This window comes from Cellulosimicrobium cellulans (genome assembly GCF_016907755.1).
GTDB classification, from domain to species: domain Bacteria; phylum Actinomycetota; class Actinomycetes; order Actinomycetales; family Cellulomonadaceae; genus Cellulosimicrobium; species Cellulosimicrobium cellulans_D.
The window spans coordinates 4019243-4036911 of sequence record NZ_JAFBCN010000001.1 but is presented as its reverse complement, the minus strand read 5'-3'; the positions used below and the strand labels follow the sequence as shown (position 1 = coordinate 4036911).

The window sequence follows — 17669 nt, the reverse complement described above, 5'->3', positions numbered from 1 at the left end:
CCGACGCGCCCGACCGACCCGAAGGAAGTCCCGTGCCCGACGCCCGCCTGGCCATCCCCGCCGACGACCCGGACGCCGTCGTCACCGAGCGCGACCTCGAGACCCTCGCGGAGCAGCTCGGGCGCACCCCGCGCGGGGTCGTCGGCATCGCCGCGCGGTGCGCGTGCGGCCGGCCGCTCGTGGTCCGCACCGCACCGCGGCTCGAGAACGGCACGCCGTTCCCCACGACCTTCTACCTCACGCACCCCGGCGCCGTGGCGGCCGCCTCGACGCTGGAGGCGAACGGCGTCATGAAGGAGATGTCCGAGCGCCTCACCGAGGACGACGAGCTCGCCGCGGCGTACCGGCGCGCGCACGAGCACTACCTCGCGCAGCGGGAGGCGCTCGGGCACGTCGAGGAGATCGCCGGGATCTCCGCCGGCGGCATGCCGACGCGCGTCAAGTGCCTGCACGTCCTCGTCGGGCACGCCCTGGCCGCCGGCCCCGGCGTGAACCCGCTGGGCGACGAGGCGCTCGAGCGCGTGCGCGACGTCTGGCGCCCCGACCGCTGCACCTGCTGACGCCGTGGCACGCTTGGTCGCATGACCTCAGGCTCCACCTCTCCGCTCACCCGTGACCCCGGCGCGCTCGCCCCGCCGGTGCTCCCGCCCGGCGCCTCGCGCGTGGCCGCGATCGACTGCGGCACCAACTCGATCCGGCTGCTCGTCGCGGACGTCGACCCCGTGTCGGGCACGCTCGTCGACGTCGACCGGCGCATGGAGGTCGTCCGGCTCGGCCAGGGGGTCGACCGCACCGGCCGCCTCGCGCCGGAGGCGCTGGCGCGCACGCTCGACGCGGCGCGCCGCTACGCCGACGTGATCGGCGAGCTCGGCGCGTCGCGCACGCGGTTCGTCGCGACGTCGGCGACGCGGGACGCCGAGAACCGCGACGAGTTCGTCGCGGGGGTCCTGGCCGCGCTCGGCGTCGAGCCCGAGGTCGTCTCGGGCGAGGAGGAGGCGGCGCTGTCGTTCCGCGGCGCGACGTCGACGGTCGCGGCGCTGCGCCCGGGCCCCTACGCGGTCGTGGACCTCGGCGGCGGGTCGACCGAGCTCGTCCTCGGCACGGCGACGCCGGACGCGGCGTTCTCGATGGACGTCGGCTGCGTGCGCCTCACCGAGCGGCACCTGCGCTCCGACCCGCCGACCGCCGACGAGGAGGCCGCGGCCCGCGCGGACGTGCGCTCCGCGCTCGACGAGGCGGCCGCCGTCGTCCCGCTGGGGAAGGCGGCGACGCTCGTGGGCCTCGCGGGATCGGTCACGACGGTGACGGCGCACGCGCTGGGCCTCGCGCGGTACGACCGGGACCGCATCAACGGTGCCGTGCTGTCCGTCGACGCGGTCCTCGCGGCGTGCGACGACCTGCTCCACCGCTCGCGCGCCGAGCGCACCGCGCTCGGCTTCATGCACCCGGGCCGCGTGGACGTCATCGGCGCGGGCGCGCTCGTGTGGTCGGAGGTCGTGCGTCGCGTGCGCGACGACGTCGCCGCTGCGGGCGGTTCGCTCACCGAGGTCGTCACGAGCGAGCACGACATCCTCGACGGGATCGCCTGGTCCATCGCCTGACGCGCCCGCCGAACCCGGGGTCTCTCCCCACCCGAAGCCCGGGGTGGGGAGAGGCCCCGGGTTCGCCGTCTCGGGGACACGGTGCGGCGTGTCGCCGTGCACGGTACTGCGCATCGCGCGGTAGTGTGCATCGCGTGAGCCCGCCACGTCCGGCGGGCCGGACCAGGGCCACGCCCGACGGAGGGTCGGATGGACACCACGCAGCTGCTCAAGGGGGTGCTCGACGCCGCGGTCCTCGCGGCGGTCGAGGCCGAGGACGGGTACGGGTACGACGTCGTGCGACGCCTGCGCGCCGCGGGGCTGGACGACGTCGGGGACGCGTCGGTGTACGGGACGCTGCGGCGCCTGTATGCGAGCGGGGCGCTGACCACGTACGTCGTGCCGTCCGACGCCGGGCCGCACCGCAAGTACTACGGGATCAACGCGCAGGGGCGGGCGATGCTCGACCTGCACCGCAAGGAGTGGCAGACGTTCGCGGGCACCGTGTCCGCGCTGCTGCGGACCGGAGAGGTGGCCGCCTGATGAGCACGACGACGCCCGCGCCGCAGCCCGCCGGGGCACCCGTGGGCCTGGCCTTCTACGGGCACGTCCACGCGTACGCGCAGCAGGTGCGCGCGCACCTCGCCGACCTGCGGCCGGAGCAGGTCGAGGAGCTCACCGACGGGCTCGAGGCCGACCTCGCCGAGGCGGTCGTCGACGCGCCGGGCGCGCTGCCGCGTCGCGGCAGCTCCTCTCCGCTGCCCGACGGCGGCCCGGCCGACCCGGGCGGTGCCGTCGCCGACGACACGGGCCTCGACCTCGTCGCGTTCTTCGGCCCGCCCGCGGAGTACGCCGCCGAGCTGCGCGCCGCGGCGGGGCTGCCGCCCGCCGTCGCGCCGGGCGCCGCACGACGCCCCCGCATCGGGCTGCGCGGGCGGCTGCTCGTGCTCGGCGGGATCCTCTCGTCCGGGTGGCGGTCCCTGTGGCGACCCGTCACCTCGACGCCCCAGTGGGCCTCCGTCATGGAGTTCCTCCGGACCCTGACGCCCGCGTGGTGGATCCTGCGCGGCTGGGTCGTGGCGACGCTCCTGCTCTGGATGTTCGGCGGGTACGAGATCGCGATGCTGCCGCCGGACCTCTCGGCGCGGGTCGTCGTGCTCGCGGCCGTCGTGGTGAGCGTGCAGTGGGGGAGGGGGCGGTGGCTGCCCACGACGTGGCTGCCGAAGGTCGTGCGCCCCCTGTCCGTCGCGGCGGCGGTCATCGCGGCGCCTCTCGTCCTCCACGCCGCGGCGGCCGGGGCGTCCACCTCCGTCTCGGGCTGGGAGAGCGGCTACCAGCAGGGTGTGGCGGACGCGAACGGCGGTGCCCAGCCGGTGTCGTTCGGCGGGGCCGGGTCCGACGGCGACGGCGTGTGGGTCGACGGGGTGCAGGTCTCGAACCTGTTCGTCTACGACGCGGCGGGCGACCCGCTGCGCGACGTCCAGGTCTTCGACGACCGCGGCCGCCAGGTGCGCACGGTGACCGAGGAGGGCGCGTACGGGCCGTGGTCGGTGCCCGACGTGGACGGCGCGTGGTACTTCCAGCCCGCGCTCTCGACGGACGGCCGCGAGCGCTGGAACGTCTACCCGCTGCGCGCGGTCGCGGAGGAGGACGTCGAGTACGCGGACGGCGAGGGCCGGCCGGTCCCCGCCACGGGCACGCGCACCCGCGAGATGCCGTGGCCGTTCCTCAAGGCACCCACCGCCGTGCCGTCGAGCGTGGGCTCCGGCGACGCGACGTCGGGCACGGACGAGCCGGGCACCGGCGACTCCGGCGACGAGGGTGACCACGCGCCGTCGGACGACGCGCCGGACCCCGCCGACGGCACGGCGCCCGAACCTGTGCCGACCCCGCCGGCGGGTGGGACGCAGCCGCAGCAGACCGGCCCGACGCCGGTCCTGGGCGCGATCGGCTGACGGTCCGACGCCGAACCCGGGGTTCGCCGTCACCAGGGAGTGTCGGTGACGCGCAGGCCCGGGTTCGGCGCCGTCTGGCCGCGCGGAATGTCGGGTCTGCCCACTCCGCGGGGCGAGCGTGGGGCGCGTCACGCCCGTCTGGCGGACGCTCCGGCTCGCCTGTGCCGCAACCGGTAATACTCTGGAACCATGCCTCAGAATGACCTGACCTCGGTCAGCCGTGCCCAGACCGCTTCGCCGCGGCCCCGCAAGGTGCCCCGCGTCGTCGTCCTCGGCGGCGGCTCCGTGGGTCTGTACGCCGCGCGCCGACTGCGCAAGAAGCTCGGTCGCCGCGAGGCGGCGATCGTCGTCGTCGACCCGCGCCCGTACATGACGTACGCGCCCTTCCTCCCCGAGGCGGCCGCGGGCTCGATCGACGGTCGCGACGTCGTCGCGCCGCACCGCCGCGCCCTCAAGGGCGTCGACGTGCTCCAGGGCAAGGTCGTCGCGATCGACCACGGCGCGCGCCGCGTGACGATCCACCCGGAGGAGGGCGACGACTACTCGGTCACGTACGACCACCTGATCGTCGGCCTCGGCTCGGTGTCGCGCACGCTCCCCATCCCCGGTCTCGCGGAGAACGCGATCGGCTTCAAGAACGTGGAGGAGGCCATCGCGGTCCGCAACCACGTGCTCAACCGCATGGACGTCGCGTCGTCCACGTGGGACGAGCAGCTGCGCCGCCGCATGCTGACGTTCACGTTCGTCGGCGGCGGGTTCGCGGGCGTCGAGGCGATCGCCGAGATCGAGGACATGGCGCGCTACGCGACCCGCAACTACGCGACGATCGAGGAGAAGGACCTCCGCTTCGTCATGATCGAGGGCGCCGGGCGCATCCTGCCCGAGCTCAGCGAGCCCATGGCGGGCTACGCGCTCGAGGAGCTGAAGAAGCGCGGCATCGAGTTCCACCTCAACACGTTCCTGTCGTCGTGCGTGGACGGTCACGTCGTCACGTCGACGGGCGTGGAGTTCGACTCCGACACGATCGTGTGGACCGCGGGCGTCAAGGCGAACCCGGTCATCAAGGAGGCGTCGGACCTCCCCGTGGACAAGATGGGCCGCGTCACGGTGCTCCCGACGCTCCAGGTCGCTGACGCCGACGGCACCGTCGTGCCGAACGCGTGGGCCGCGGGCGACTGCGCCGCCGTCCCGGACGTGCTCAACCCGGGCAAGTTCTGCCCGCCGAACGCGCAGCACGCGATCCGCGAGGCCACGCGCCTGGCCGACAACCTCGCCCTCGAGCTGCACAGCGAGAAGCCGGTCGAGTACCGCCACAAGAGCGTCGGTACGGTCGCGTCCCTCGGCCTGTACAAGGGCGTCGCGGAGCTGTTCGGCGTCTTCAAGCTCCGCGGTGTGCTGGCGTGGCTCATGCACCGCAGCTACCACGTCATGGCGATGCCCACGGGCAACCGCAAGATCCGCATCTTCATCGGCTGGATCGGGCAGTTCCTCCTGGGCCGCGAGCTCGTGTCGCTCGGCTCCCTGCACGACCCGCGCGCGGAGTTCCGCGCCGCGTCGGTGCCGCCCAAGAAGGACGGCGAGCCGATCAAGCAGACCGCGCAGGGCTCCGCCGCCGCGGCCGAGGCGGGCGTCTCCGCCGACGCCGACGCGAAGGTCCCGGCCAAGGCCTCCTGACCGGAGTCCGGGGTCGGCGACCCCGGACCAGGCCCGACGACGAGGGGCGAGCCGCGCGCGGCTCGCCCCTCGTCGCGTCCCGTGACTCTGCGGCCCGGTCCAGGCCGCATCGGCGCCCACGGGCAGGTGGGCGCGGTAGATTCGGGCCGCGCCCCCATGGCCCAACTGGCAGAGGCGGCCGGCTTAAACCCGGCGTGTTCCGGGTTCGAGTCCCGGTGGGGGCACTCAGGTCAGGAGAGCCCGGTCGGGCCGTCGGGCTCGGGCGGCGGCGCTGCTTCCTGACCGAGGATCACGACGGTGCCGTCCGGGTCCTGCACGCGCGCGACGCGCTCGCCCCACGGCTGGTCCGTGGGCGGCTGGAGCACCGGGACGCCCGCCGCGGCGAGGTGCTCGACGGCCCGGTCGCAGTCGTCGACGTACACCCACAGCACGGTGCGCGCGACGCCCGCGGGCATCGTGCCGTCGTCGAGACCGATCCCGAGCGGCGACCCGCCGACGTGCACGCTCACGTACACGGGCGGGCCGTCGTCGGGGAACGCGTACGTGACGGTCCCGCGCAGCAGGTCGCGGTAGAAGACGAGCGACCGCTCCACGTCGGCCACGGAGAGGATCGGGAAGAGGCTGCGGAACATCGGCCTGGCTCCTCGGTGCGCACGGCTGGGTGTGCTCCCATCGTGCGCGCCCGACGCCGGGTGCGCGCTCCGGGCCGGGTCCCGCCCCGCCATCGGGGTCGCCCGCCCGCACCCGCGGTCAGGCCGCGGTCTGCCCCAGAGCGTCGCCGAGGAACGCCCGGACGTCGGCGAGCTCGCGCGCGTCGATGCCGTGCGCGAGGCCGGGGTAGACGCGCTCGACGAGCGTCGAGCGGCCCGGCAGCCACGCGGCCGTCCGGTCGATCGCGTGCGGCGCGATGACGCGGTCGTCGGCCCCGCGGCCCCAGAACACGGGCGGCCGGGACGCGGCGAGCACGGCGTCCGCGGGCTGCTCCGCGGCCTGGACGAACCCGCCGAGGACGACGGTCGCCGCCACGCGCTCGGGTCGCGTGCGCAGGAGCTGCGTCGCCATGAGCCCGCCCTGGGAGAACCCAACGGGCGCGACCTGCCGCTCGGGCCCGAGCTCGGCGTCGACCCAGGCCCAGACGGCCTCGGTCGCGCGCGCCACGGGCTCCGGCTCGGGGTCGCCGGGGGTGACGATCGGGAACCACGCGAAGCCGCCGTGGGGGAGGGCGAGCGGGGCCCGGAGCGAGACCCAGGGCGGGCCGAGGTGCGGGCCGAGGCCCGCGAGGTCGTGCTCGTGCGAGCCGAACCCGTGCAGCAGCACGACGGCGGGCCCCGCGGCGGGCGGACCCGCCGGGTCGGCGTCGGAGCGGACGGCGACGAGGGCGGCGGGAGCGCTCATCGCGCGAGCAGCTCGTCGGTCGTCGTTCCGGGCACCGCGAGCGTGACGCGCGTGCCCCACGGGTCGTGCACGACGACGGAGCGGCCGTCGTCGGCGTGCTGCAGGCCGCGGGCCTTCAGGCGGGCGACCAGGGCGTCGAGGTCGTCGCGGCCCGGGACGGTGACGGCGACGTCGCCGAGCCCGAGGCTCGCGGCGCGCGGGCCGGCGCCCGCGCTGTTCCAGACGTTCATCGCGACGTGGTGGTGGTACCCGCCGGCAGACGCGAACAGGGCGCCGCTGTACTCGGTGACGGTGGCCTCGAACCCGACGGCGTCGACGTAGAAGTCGCGCGCGGTCGCGATGTCGCCGACCTGCAGGTGGACGTGCCCCACCCGCCCGGCGAGCGCGGGCCCGGCGTCGACCGCGTCCTGGGAAAGGTTCGCGCGCAGGTACGCGTTGGGGTCCAGGTACTCGGTCGCCATGAGGATCTGCCCCCGCTCGCGCACCCACGTCTCGCGCGGGCGGTCGGTGTACAGCTCGACGCCGTTGCCCTCGGGGTCGGTGAAGTAGAACGCCTCGCTGACGAGGTGGTCGCTCGACCCGACGAACGACCCCCGGCGGTCCTGCGCGGCACGGTAGACGGTCGCGGCGAGGCTCGCCGCGTCGTCGAACAGGAACGCGGTGTGGAACAGCCCGGCCTGGCGTCGGTCGACGGCGGGCAGGCCGGGCGTGTGCACGAGGCGCAGCATGGGCGTCGTGCCGCGGCCGAGGACGCGGTGCACCTCGGTGCCGCGCGAGCGCTCCTCGAGGGGCGCGAGCGCGAACGCGCCCGTGTAGTAGGACGTCATCTGCTCGAGGTCGCCGACGCGCAGCGTGACGGCGTCCATGCTCGTGGACGGGGACAGGAGGCGGTCGGTCGGCGCGCCCGGGGTGCTCGTGGTCATGTCTGCTCCAACTTGTTGTCGCTACAACTATATTCCCACACCGCGCCGGATGCTCCCGACACGGGCGGTGCTTCCTTGCTAGGGTCGCGACGAACCACGCGGGGCGTCCCGCCCGGGCAGCCGGGCCGAGGGACTGAGACGAGCGGTACGGCCGCCCGGACCCGTCGAACCTGATCTCGCTAGCACGAGCGGAGGAACGTGGGCATGACGACGCCTGCTGCCATCACCTTGAACCCCGTCCGCACGGACGACCCGACCGCGCTCGTCCGGCGGGGGGAGACCGGCTTCACGGTCGACCTCGCGCGCCGGTACGCGCACCTCTTCGACGAGTTCTACGACCACCCGTTCCTCGCCGGCCTGCGCGACGGGTCCGTCGAGCCGGCCGCGGTGCGGCACTACGTCGGCCAGGACCACCAATACCTCACGGCCTACCTGCGCTGCTACGGGCTCGGCATGGCCCTCGCTCCCGACCGCGAGTGGGCCGCGTACTTCCACGAGAAGGCCGGGTTCCTGCTCGACGACGAGTCGCACGCGCACCACGCGATGTGCGACTTCCTCGGCGTGACGTACGAGGAGGCGCAGACGTACCGCCTCGCCCCGAGCGCCCAGGCGTACGTCGACCACATGCTCGCCGCGGGCCGCGACTCCCTCGGCGTGCTGCTCGCCGCGCTCCTGCCGTGCCCGTGGACCTACATCTGGTCGGCGCGGCGGTTCTGGCTCGGCGAGCGCGAGACGACGCCCGGCGCGATCGGGGACGACCACCCGCTCGCGGGCTGGTGGGAGTTCTACGCCGCCGAGCGCACCGAGGGCGTCCTGGCCGACCTCCGGGCACGCCTGGACGCGCTCGCCGCCGACGCGGGCGAGGCGGAGCGCGCCCGCATGGAGCGCGCGTTCGAGCTGAGCTGCCGCCACGAGATCCGGTTCTGGCAGATGGCGTGGTCGCTCGAGCGGTGGTGACCCTCCCGGACCGGTGAGTGCCCGACGTCGGGCCTTACGCCAGCAGCAGATCCTCGCCCGGGTGCCTCGGCACCCGGGCGAGGGCGCGGGTAGCGTGACCGCATGGACGCGACGAGCGCGGTGCCGAGCATGACGGCGAGCCCCCGGCCCCGAGAGGGTGGGCGGCCGGAACCGCTCCTGCGCCACGTCATCGGCGGGATCCTCCGGCGGGCCCGGCTCGCGCAGGGCCGCACCCTGGTCGACGTCGCGGCCTCCGCGCGCGTCTCGACCGCCTACCTGTCCGAGGTGGAGCGCGGCCGCAAGGAGGCGTCCTCCGAGGTGCTGGCCGCCGTCTGCGGCGCGCTCGGCCTGCGCCTCGTGGACCTCGTGGCCCGCACGGGGGAGGAGCTGCGCCCCGTCGCCCCCGTGCGCGTGCTCTCCTCCGTCCGGGAGCGCGGGGCGCTCTCCGCGCCGCGGCACCCCGCCCCCGCCGGCGAGCCCGTGCGCGACCTCCCGGTCGCGCGCTCCACGCGCGCGACTCCCACGCTCGCGGCGCGCCCGACCGCGCGCGCCGCCGACGTCCTGCTCCTCGCGGCCTGAGCCCCGCGCGTCGTCAAGCACCTGGCGCTCCTGGCGGCACCGCGTGTCGCGCCCCGGTGCGGCGAGGTGGACGCCGTTACCGTCGAGGCATGACGGAGCCGCAGACCGCGCACGGCACGGCAGAACTGACCGCCCCGGCCCTCCAGGAGCTCGTCGACGACGCCGCGTTCCTCTCGCACGAGCACCAGCTCCACCTCGTCGACCACCACGGCGACGACGCATGGGGCGCCGAGATGACGACGGGGTCGTTCACCTTCACCTCCGCCACCGGTGAGGAGACGACGTGCCGGCTCCAGTTCCTCGGCACGGCCGCGCCCGGCCCCGGGAGCTGGATGTGGGCGTGGAACAACGTCAACGACTTTCCCGACGACGTGCTGCGCGCCGCCGAGAAGACCCGCGAGACCGGACTGCGCGAGGCGACGGAGTCCGAGCTGCCGCTCACCGACGACCTCCCGTACCGCCTCGCGCTCGCGGCCAAGGCCGTCACCGGGTCCTGGACCCACTACAGCGCCCCCGTCGGCGGGGGGACGCGCGCGTGGTTCCTCCTCGACGCCGACGGTCTCGCGCTGCCCGCGCCGAGCGTGCCGCGCGTCGTGCGGGTGCTGAGCGAGGGGTTGCTGTCCGTCACGGTCGTCGACCACCGCCGCGCGGTCGCGTCCTACGCGGCCGCGCGCGGGCTCGAGACGTCGGACGACGACGGCGCGCTCGTGCTCACGCTGCCTGACGGGAGCGTGGTCGTCCGGTTCGACGAGCGCGGCCGCATCGCCGGCATCGCGGCGACGGCGCGCGCGGTGTCCGCGCCGGCGCGCGATCCCGAGCCGGGAGCAGCGGCTCCGGACGCCCACGCGCCCGGCGCGGACACCGCCGTCGACCCGGACGTGGACTCCGCGGACGTGCCCGACGCGGACACCGCCGACGTGCCCGACGCGGACACTGCCGAGGTGCCGGAACCCGGAGAGCCCGCGGTGACGGAGGAACCAGGCCCGGCGGCCGAGCCCGCGCAGGAGCCGCGTCGACGCTCCTGGTTCCGGCGACGCGGGTAGCCCCCGCGCGGCGGCGCACCGCGAGCGCTGCGTCTGCGGCTGAGAGCTGCGTCCCGGGACGCATCCGTCGATCGCGGACGCAGCGCTCGACCCGGGTTCAGGCGGCCGCGGCGAGCTTGCGCGACGTGACGACGGCGTCCGCGACGCCGTACTCGACCGCCTGGCGCGCCGTGAGCACGAGGTCCCGGTCGGTGTCGGCGCGCAGGCGCTCGACGGTCTGCCCCGTGTGGCGGGACAGGACCTCCTCCGTCTCGGACCGGATGCGCAGGATCTCCTCCGCCTGGATCGACAGGTCGGAGATGGTGCCCTCGCCGCCGCCCGAGGGCTGGTGCAGCAGCACGCGCGAGTGCTCCAGCACGAACCGTTTGCCTGGCGTCCCCGCCGCGAGCAGCACGGCCGCGGCCGACGCCGCCTGACCCATGCAGATCGTCGACACGTCGCACCGGACGAACTGCATCGTGTCGTAGATCGCCATGAGTGCCGTCGCGGAGCCGCCGGGGGAGTTGATGTACAGGCCGATCTCCTGGTCCGGGGCGTCGGACTCCAGGTGCAGGAGCTGGGCCATGACGACGTTCGCGACGCCGTCGTCGATCTCCGTGCCGAGGAAGACGATGCGCTCCGAGAGCAGGCGGGAGAAGACGTCGAACGCGCGCTCGCCGAGCGGGGTCTTCTCGACGACGGTCGGGATCGTGTAGCTCGCCATCACAGTCCCACCTTCCGGGCCGCGCGGGCGGGACGGACGTCGTCGACGGACTCGACGATCCGGTCGATCATCCCGTAGTCGAGCGCCTGCTCGGCCGTGAACCAGCGGTCGCGGTCGGAGTCGTCGGCGATGGTCTCGACGCTCTGCCCCGTGCTCTCGGCGGTCAGCCGATGCATGAGGCCCTTGGTGTAGACGAGGTTCTCGGCCTGGATCGCGATGTCGACCGCCGCGCCGCCGATGCCCGCCGACGGCTGGTGCATCATGATCCGCGCGTGCGGCAGGGCGTACCGCTTGCCCGGCGTCCCCGCGCACAGCAGGAACTGCCCCATGCTCGCGGCGAAGCCCATCGCGACCGTCGAGACGTCGTTGGGGATGAGTCGCATCGTGTCGTAGATCGCCAGCCCGGCGCTCACCGAGCCGCCGGGAGAGTTGACGTACAGCGCGACGTCCGCGCGCGGGTCCTCCGCCGAGAGCAGGAGGAGCTGCGCGCACAGACGGTTCGCGACGGCGTCGTCCACGGCCGTGCCGAGGACGACGATGCGCTGGTGGAGCAGGCGCGTCGTGAGCTGGTCGTCGAAGGACGACGACGCCGGGGCGGCGGCCTCCGCGTGCGGTGGGCGTGACGTGTGCGTGGTCATGGGACCACCGTCGCCCGAGCGGGGGCCAGGCGGGCGCGTGATCTGCCGTCGGCGGATGCGCCGACGGCAGATCACCGCCGCTCTCGTGCGGTCAGAGGATCGGCCAGGAGCGGTGCTCGACCACGATCCCGGAAGGAGCCGGAGAGATGCTCACCCAGACCGTCCCCTCGCGCTGGGTGCCGTAGGGGTTGCCGAGGATGCACGGCAGGTCCACGTAGCTGCCGGCGTTGAGACGCCGGGTGTACGCGTTGCCCGAGACGCTCCGGCCGTCGACGAAGCACTCCATGGTGTAGTCCCCGCTGGGGAACGTCGCGTTGGCGTTGACCCGGAACTGCGTGCACATGTAGCTGTTGCAGTCGCCAAAGCTGCCGGTGTTCTTCTGCGGGCCACGCGTGACCCAGATCGTCGGTGGCGGCGGCGGGGCGTCCGTCACGATCGACTTCGAGGTGCTCCACGACCCGCACCCGGCAGCGTTGCACGCGCGGGCGACGAGCGTGACGTTCTGTCCGTAGCCGCTGATGTTGACCGTGGTCCCCGTCCCGGACCCGCTCTGCGTGCCGGACAGCTGCCACTCGTACCGCGTGATGGTGTTGCCACCGTTGGACGACGGCGCGGTCACGGTGAACGTCCCCGACGACGGCCCGGTCTTGTTGGGGGTGACTCCCGGGGCGCCCGGCTTCTCGTACGCGTTGATCGACGCGGACGCCGGGCTCGACGTCGACGTGCCGCCGAGGTTCGACGCGGTGACGGTGAAGGTGTAGTTCCCCGGGGGGAGGCCGGTGAAGTCGACCGACGTGCCGGAGACGTCCTTCTTCGTTCCTCCGGGCGACGCGGTCACGGTGTAGCCCGTGACGGGGCTGCCGTTGGCGTCGGCAGCTCCCCAGGAGACACGCGGGATGCCGCTGTCCTGCGAGGACGACCCGACGTTCTGCACGCTGGGCTTCGGCGGCGCCTCGGGGCGGCCGTACGGCACGACCGCGGCGGACTGCGGGCTCTCCGCGGTCACGCCCGCCTTGTTCTCGGCCGTCACGGTGAACGTGTAGGACGACTCGTTGTCGAGCCCGGTCGCCTTGTGGCTCGTCCCCGTGAGGGAGGTCGGCGCGCCGTCCCTCGCACCGTTCTTGTAGCGCTGCAGGCTGTACGCCTTGATCGCGTCGCCGTTCTCGAAGGGCTGCTCCCAGGACACGTCGATGGACCCGCCGTTGAGCGGGGAGTCGGACGCGCGGGTCGCGCTCGGCGTCTTCGGGACGTCGGGCAGCCCGGCCGGGATCTCCTCGGTGGAGTACTCACCCCAGTCCGAGGGGTCGGGCGCGAGGTTGTTCGCCCGGACGCGCACGGTGTAGGCCTTGCCGTTCTCGAGTCCCGTCCAGACGTGCTGCGTGCCGGGGAGGGCGGTCACCTGGACCGCTCCACCCGGGGGCGCGGGGGAGATCTCGAGGTCGACGGTCTCGATCGCGGAGCGGTCGGTGTAGGCCTTGTTGGTCCAGGTGACGGTGAGGGACTTGTCGCCGAACTCGAGGGTGGGCGCGGCGGGCGGGTCGGGCTTCTCGTCGGGTCGGGCCTCGGCCGAGGGCGGGGAGGCGGGTCCGTCGCCGACGGCGTTGGTCGCGTAGACGGTGAAGGTGTACTTCACGTTGTTGGTGAGGCCGTCGAGGGTGCAGGTGGTGGTGCCGCAGGCCTTCTCGTAGCCGTTCTGGGAGCGCACGGTGTAGCCGGTGATGTCGGCGCCGTTGTTGTTCGGCGGGTCCCAGGACAGCACGACCGTCTTGGAGCGGACCTCGTCGACCTGCGGGGTCGCGGGAGCCTCGGGCTTGCCGAGCACCTTGACCTGGACGCGGCCCTCGACCATCCGGTCGGCGTCCTTCGTCGCGTCCTGGATGCGGTACGTGACGACCATGACGCCGACGAAGTCCTCGGTCGGGGTGACGATCACGTCGTCCCCGGCGTAGGTCACGTCGCCCTGACCCGTCTCGACGCCGGCACCCACGATCTCCAGGGGCGTGTCGGGGAACGGGTTGGCGTCGTTGGCGAGGACGTTCACCGTGGTGGCCTTGCCCTGGTGGGCGTCGTCGACGGTGTCCTGGTTGGCGCGCGCGAGGGGCCGGGTGGAGGCCACGACGGTGAGGGTCGCGGTGCCCTCGACTGGCGGGTGCTCGCCGTCGGTGACGGTGATCGGGACCTGCACGACCGAACCCTTGGGCACGTCCGGGGACGCCTGGGCGTGCAGGGTGCTGCCCTCGACGGTCACGGTGACGCCCTGGGCCTGGCCGGTGGCCTTGAAGGTCAGGGAGTCGCCGTCGGGGTCGGTCGCGAAGCGGGCGAGGTCGATGGATGCCTCCTCGCCGGCCGCGACGTCGAGCGTCGGGGTCGAGAGCTCGGGCGGCAGGTTCTCCGGCGGGACCACGCTGATCGGCAGCGTGAGCAGCGCCGTGTGCCCGTCGGGGTCGTCGGGGCCGGAGCCGTCGGTCACCTCGAACGTGACGGCGGCGGGACCGACGTAGTCGGCGTTCGAGGTGTAGACGATCTCGGTGATCGAGGGCACCTCGCGGGTCCCCTCGAGCGCGGTGACCTTCTCCTCGGTCGTCAGGCGCGGCGTCTTGCCCTCGATGACGAGCACGTAGTCGGTGATGTCGATCGGCAGCGGCTCACCGCTGACGACCTCCAGCGGGGTGATGCCCGGACGCAGGGTCGGAGCCTGGTCGGTGAGGCCGGGGACCTTGACGAAGGCCTTGGCGGTGAGGCCGTCGATGTCGGTGACGGTGTAGGTCACGACCTGGCGGTTCTCGGCCAGGGTGATGACGAGCTCGCCGGTGTCGGTGACGGTGGTGGTGGTCGCGTCGGTGGTGACGGTGAGCTCGGTCGCGGCGCCGTCGGGGTCTTCGTCGTTGTCCAGGACGGGGACGGTGATCTCGGTCTTGCCGAGGATGTCTTCGACGGGGACGGTGTCGTCGCGGGCGACGGGGGGCAGCAGGGGTGCGTCGGCGGCGACGTTGACGGTGACGGCGCCGGTGGCGCGGGCGCCGTAGGTGTCCTGGACCTGGTAGTAGAAGGTGTAGGCGCCGTCGGCGGCGGGGGAGGTCAGGACGATGCGGTCGGTCACGACCTCGGCGTCCAGGTCGTGGGTGTCCTCGATGCCGCCGGGGACCAGGCCGACCTGGTCGCCGTCGGGGTCGGTGTCGTTGGCCAGGGCCGCGACCGAGACCGTGCGCCCGGGGCGCACCGTGATCTCGTCGTCCACCGCGACCGGGGCCTGGTTGGTCTCGGCCGGCCGGGCGATGCCGACCTGGACCGTCCCGACGGCGGTGGCGCCGCGGGCGTCGAGCACGGAGTAGGTGAACGTGTCGTGCCCGGTGGCGTTCTTGGACGCCGCGTACTCGATCTGGCCGTCCACGACCCGGGCGGTGCCCTTGGCGGCGGGGGTCGCGATGCCGGTGACCTGGACGGAGTCGCCGTCGGGGTCGATCCCGTCCAGGGGCACCGCGATGCGCACGCTGGACCCCGACAGCACCCGGGCCTCGATCTCGCGGGGCTGGGGGGGCGCGTTGTCCTCCCCGTCGCGGATGCGGATCGTGACCTGGGCGGAGTCCTCCTGCCCGTTGACGTCACGGACCCGGTAGATCGCGTACGCGGTCCCGGCCTCGGGGCCGGCCTTGAACCGCAGCGTGTCCTCCGAGACGAACGCCTCACCCAGGGCCGGGTCCACGTCCTGCTCGAGCTCGGGCTGCAGGAACAGCTCCAGCCCGTCGGGGTGCGTGTCGTTCTTCAGCACGGGGACCGTCACCACGTCCCCCGCGTGCACCGTGACCTCGTCCGCCGCCGCCTGCGGCGGCTGCAACCGCGTCGGCGCCGGCACGGGGATCACGCGCACCTGGCCGGTCGCCGTCTCGGTCCCGTTGGAGGCCGTGTACTCCACCGTCACCGGCGCGTCCAGGCGCCGGATCTCGGTGACCCGCAGCATCTGGTGCGCCAGGATCGCGACCGACACACCGGCGTCGGCCGGGACGCGCACGGACTGCACGACGAGGACCCCGCCGGCGGGGTCGGTGTCGTTGGCCAGCACGTCCACGAGCGTGCTGCCGCCCGCGGGCAGCAGCGCGGTGTCGGTCACCACGATCGGGGCACCCGCGGCCTCCGACGGGGGCAGCACGTCCACCCGCACCAGACCTGTCGTCGCGTTCGGGCCGTCGGTGACCTGGTAGGTCAGGTCGTAGGAGCGCGGCTCCATCGACACGAACGTGAACGTGCCCGCGTCATAGTTCGGCGTGATCTCCGCAGGAGCCGACTCCGAGACCGACGCCAGACGCAGCTCGTCGTCGTTCGGGTCGGTGTCGTTGCGCAACGGCTCCACCGTCACCGGCTGCCCCGCCGGGACCACCACGTGGTCGTTCACCGCGATCGGCGGCTGCGGCCCGGGCACCACGTCCACCAGGAGCTTGCCCTCGTAGGACATCTCGCCGTCGGAGACCAGCAGGGTCACGATCTTGCGGCCGGTGGAGCCGCCGCCGTCGCGGAACTCGACCGTGCCGTCCGGGCGCGAACGCACGTCGTCCCCGGCCACGGTCGCGGCCGCCGAGGCGAGGTACAGGTCGTCCCCGTCCGGGTCCTTGAAGTACGGCAGCACCTTGATCGTGGCCCGACCACCCTGAGCCACCCGCAGCACCGGGTCACCCTTCTGCTCCGGCGCCGCGTTCTCCCCCCACGGAGACACCTTGAGCGTGACGCCGGCCTCGGCCACACCACCACGCCCGTCGGCCACCGAGTACCGGAACGTACCGGTCCCCTGCGCGTCCTCGGGCACGACCGCCTGCAGCGCGGCACCACCCATGATCGCCTGCACCGTCGCGTTGGCCGGGGAGTCCCCCACGAGCGACGCGGTCATCACGTCCCCGTCCGGGTCCACGTCGTTACCCAGCACCGGCAAGATCGTCGTCCTGCCCGGGCGCACCCCGAAGGTGTCGTCCTGCGGCTGCGGCGGCTTGTTCGGCTGCGAACGGTCCGCGATGAACTGGTCCACCTGCTCCGGGTTCGTCAGCTCGGCGTCGGACTCCTCGCCCTCGGCCTCCTCCGGCATCTGCACGTCCCAGTCGTCGACCTTCTGGTACTCGTCCGCCGCCATCCACAACGTCCCCGCCGAGAGGTCGTTCAGCACGATCACGTGCCGGTTCACCCGGTACTCGAGCCGGGTCTGCGGGTCCAGCCCCTCGAGCCGCTCGTCGACGTCCCGACCCGTGCCCTCGCAGTCACGGATGACCTGACCCGTCGAGGCCCACGCCCCGTACGTGCACGCGCCGAGCTGGACGGGCGCCGCCGGCACGCCCTGGGCGGCACGGCGCTGCGCGTCCCCGCCCTTGAGCGGCTGGGAGACGAGGGCGTCCGTCGTGGCGACCGCGACCACGTCCGAGGACTGCGACGGCTGCTGGAGGCGGGCGTCCCCACCCCCCTCGATCGCCACGCTCTTCCCGCCGGGCAGGATCAGGTGGGACGCGGACCGGTCGAGCACGACGGGGCGGTCGCCGACCGCGGTCACGTCGACCTCGGCACCCTTGCCCACGGGCAGCGCGGACGAGGAGGCCTCGCCGTCCACCGTGCCCTTGGACGTCGTCGACACCGTCCACAACGTCCCCGTCGACGGGATCGCCGCGAACACCGTGCCGTCCTGCGACACGGTCAGCGCACCCTCACCGCCGACCTCGGCCACAGGATCGAGCTTCTCCGCGTCGAACGACGTCGCGCCGTCGAACGGCAGCACCCACAGCAGCCCCTCCTCGCCGTCGAGGATCGCCGTCGTCGCACCACCGGTCACCACCTGAGCACCTGCCGGGAGACGGATCTGCCCGTCCAGCTTCAGGTGCGCCACGCTCACCGGAGACGCGGTGCTCGTCCCGGCGTCGTCCAGCAGCACCCGGCCCGCGTCCTGCTGCACGTCGAACGACGCGCTGCCCGCGTTCAACGTCCCGTCCATCGCCTGCGACTCGTAGTTGAACCGCCCCAGCAACCCGGCCGACGACTTCGTCACCCACACGCCCGAGTCGTTCAGGTCCACGTCCGCCGTGGCCTCGCCCTCGTAGAACAGCGCCAGCCCCACCAACGCCGTCGAGAACACCGACACGGTGCTCACCGACGCGACGGTACGACGATGCTCGCGGATGCTCGAGAGAAGGCCCACCAATGCTCCCTAAGTACGTGGTCGGGGCGCACGTGACCGCGTCATCCTGTCGAGCC

Annotated in this window: 14 protein-coding genes, 1 tRNA gene and 1 riboswitch; of the genes, 9 read left to right on the top strand and 6 right to left on the bottom strand. The window is 73.7% G+C overall.

Annotation, left to right across the window (positions count from 1 at the left end):
- The first annotated feature begins 32 nt into the window (after positions 1-32).
- The 6 genes from JOE63_RS17495 (at position 33) to JOE63_RS17470 (ending at position 5433) form a co-directional block, all read left to right on the top strand.
- Positions 33-560: a DUF501 domain-containing protein gene (locus tag JOE63_RS17495; protein ID WP_307840194.1), complete on the top strand. Its 528-nt coding sequence runs from the start codon at positions 33-35 to the stop codon at positions 558-560.
- 21 nt (positions 561-581) lie between these two features.
- The gene (locus JOE63_RS17490) at positions 582-1601 is read left to right on the top strand and encodes a Ppx/GppA phosphatase family protein (protein ID WP_087469688.1); all 1020 of its coding nucleotides are present in this window, start codon (positions 582-584) and stop codon (positions 1599-1601) included.
- A gap of 189 nt (positions 1602-1790) precedes the next feature.
- Complete coding sequence (locus tag JOE63_RS17485; RefSeq protein WP_047234130.1) at positions 1791-2123, top strand: PadR family transcriptional regulator; 333 nt, start codon at positions 1791-1793, stop codon at positions 2121-2123.
- Positions 2123-3535: a hypothetical protein gene (locus tag JOE63_RS17480; RefSeq protein ID WP_204542801.1), complete on the top strand. Its 1413-nt coding sequence runs from the start codon at positions 2123-2125 to the stop codon at positions 3533-3535. The genes JOE63_RS17485 and JOE63_RS17480 overlap by 1 nt, the downstream gene beginning before the upstream one ends.
- 189 nt (positions 3536-3724) lie before the next feature.
- Positions 3725-5209: an NAD(P)/FAD-dependent oxidoreductase gene (locus JOE63_RS17475; RefSeq protein WP_087469686.1), complete on the top strand. Its 1485-nt coding sequence runs from the start codon at positions 3725-3727 to the stop codon at positions 5207-5209.
- Between the two features lie 150 nt (positions 5210-5359).
- Positions 5360-5433 (top strand) — tRNA-Leu (locus JOE63_RS17470).
- Between the two features lie 6 nt (positions 5434-5439).
- Here the strand turns inward: JOE63_RS17470 and JOE63_RS17465 are convergent.
- The 3 genes from JOE63_RS17465 to JOE63_RS17455 all read right to left on the bottom strand — a co-directional run bounded on the left by JOE63_RS17465 (position 5440) and on the right by JOE63_RS17455 (position 7527).
- A complete protein-coding gene (locus tag JOE63_RS17465) occupies positions 5440-5841 on the bottom strand; it encodes a VOC family protein (RefSeq protein ID WP_087469685.1) in 402 nt (133 codons plus the stop codon).
- Positions 5842-5959: 118 nt separating this feature from the next.
- Positions 5960-6604: an alpha/beta hydrolase gene (locus JOE63_RS17460; protein ID WP_204542799.1), complete on the bottom strand. Its 645-nt coding sequence runs from the start codon at positions 6602-6604 to the stop codon at positions 5960-5962.
- On the bottom strand, positions 6601-7527 hold the full coding sequence (locus JOE63_RS17455) for a VOC family protein (RefSeq protein WP_204542798.1): 927 nt from the start codon (positions 7525-7527) through the stop codon (positions 6601-6603). Before JOE63_RS17455 ends, JOE63_RS17460 begins: the two co-directional genes overlap by 4 nt.
- Before the next feature lie 89 nt (positions 7528-7616).
- Positions 7617-7741: riboswitch (TPP riboswitch) on the top strand.
- Between JOE63_RS17455 and JOE63_RS17450 the strand changes: the two genes are divergently transcribed.
- From JOE63_RS17450 to JOE63_RS17440, 3 genes are all read left to right on the top strand, one after another.
- Positions 7732-8484 carry a TenA family protein gene (locus JOE63_RS17450; protein WP_204542797.1) on the top strand — a complete coding sequence of 251 codons (753 nt, stop codon included), beginning with the start codon at positions 7732-7734 and terminating at the stop codon, positions 8482-8484. (Overlaps the previous riboswitch by 10 nt.)
- A 102-nt stretch (positions 8485-8586) precedes the next feature.
- Positions 8587-9063, top strand: coding sequence for a helix-turn-helix domain-containing protein (locus JOE63_RS21735; RefSeq protein ID WP_087469681.1), 477 nt, complete (start codon positions 8587-8589; stop codon positions 9061-9063).
- Between the two features lie 89 nt (positions 9064-9152).
- Entirely contained in the window at positions 9153-10106 is a 954-nt protein-coding gene (locus tag JOE63_RS17440) for a DUF6882 domain-containing protein (protein ID WP_204542796.1), read from the top strand.
- Positions 10107-10203: 97 nt separating this feature from the next.
- Here JOE63_RS17440 and JOE63_RS17435 read toward each other — a convergent pair whose 3' ends face one another.
- The 3 genes from JOE63_RS17435 to JOE63_RS17425 all read right to left on the bottom strand — a co-directional run bounded on the left by JOE63_RS17435 (position 10204) and on the right by JOE63_RS17425 (position 17565).
- Positions 10204-10809 (bottom strand): ClpP family protease, encoded by a 606-nt coding sequence (locus JOE63_RS17435; RefSeq protein WP_087469679.1) that lies wholly within the window; start codon positions 10807-10809, stop codon positions 10204-10206.
- Complete coding sequence (locus JOE63_RS17430) at positions 10809-11447, bottom strand: ClpP family protease (RefSeq protein WP_204542795.1); 639 nt, start codon at positions 11445-11447, stop codon at positions 10809-10811. The genes JOE63_RS17435 and JOE63_RS17430 overlap by 1 nt, the downstream gene beginning before the upstream one ends.
- A gap of 91 nt (positions 11448-11538) precedes the next feature.
- Entirely contained in the window at positions 11539-17565 is a 6027-nt protein-coding gene (locus JOE63_RS17425; protein WP_307840193.1) for an Ig-like domain-containing protein, read from the bottom strand.
- Positions 17566-17669: the final 104 nt, after the last annotated feature.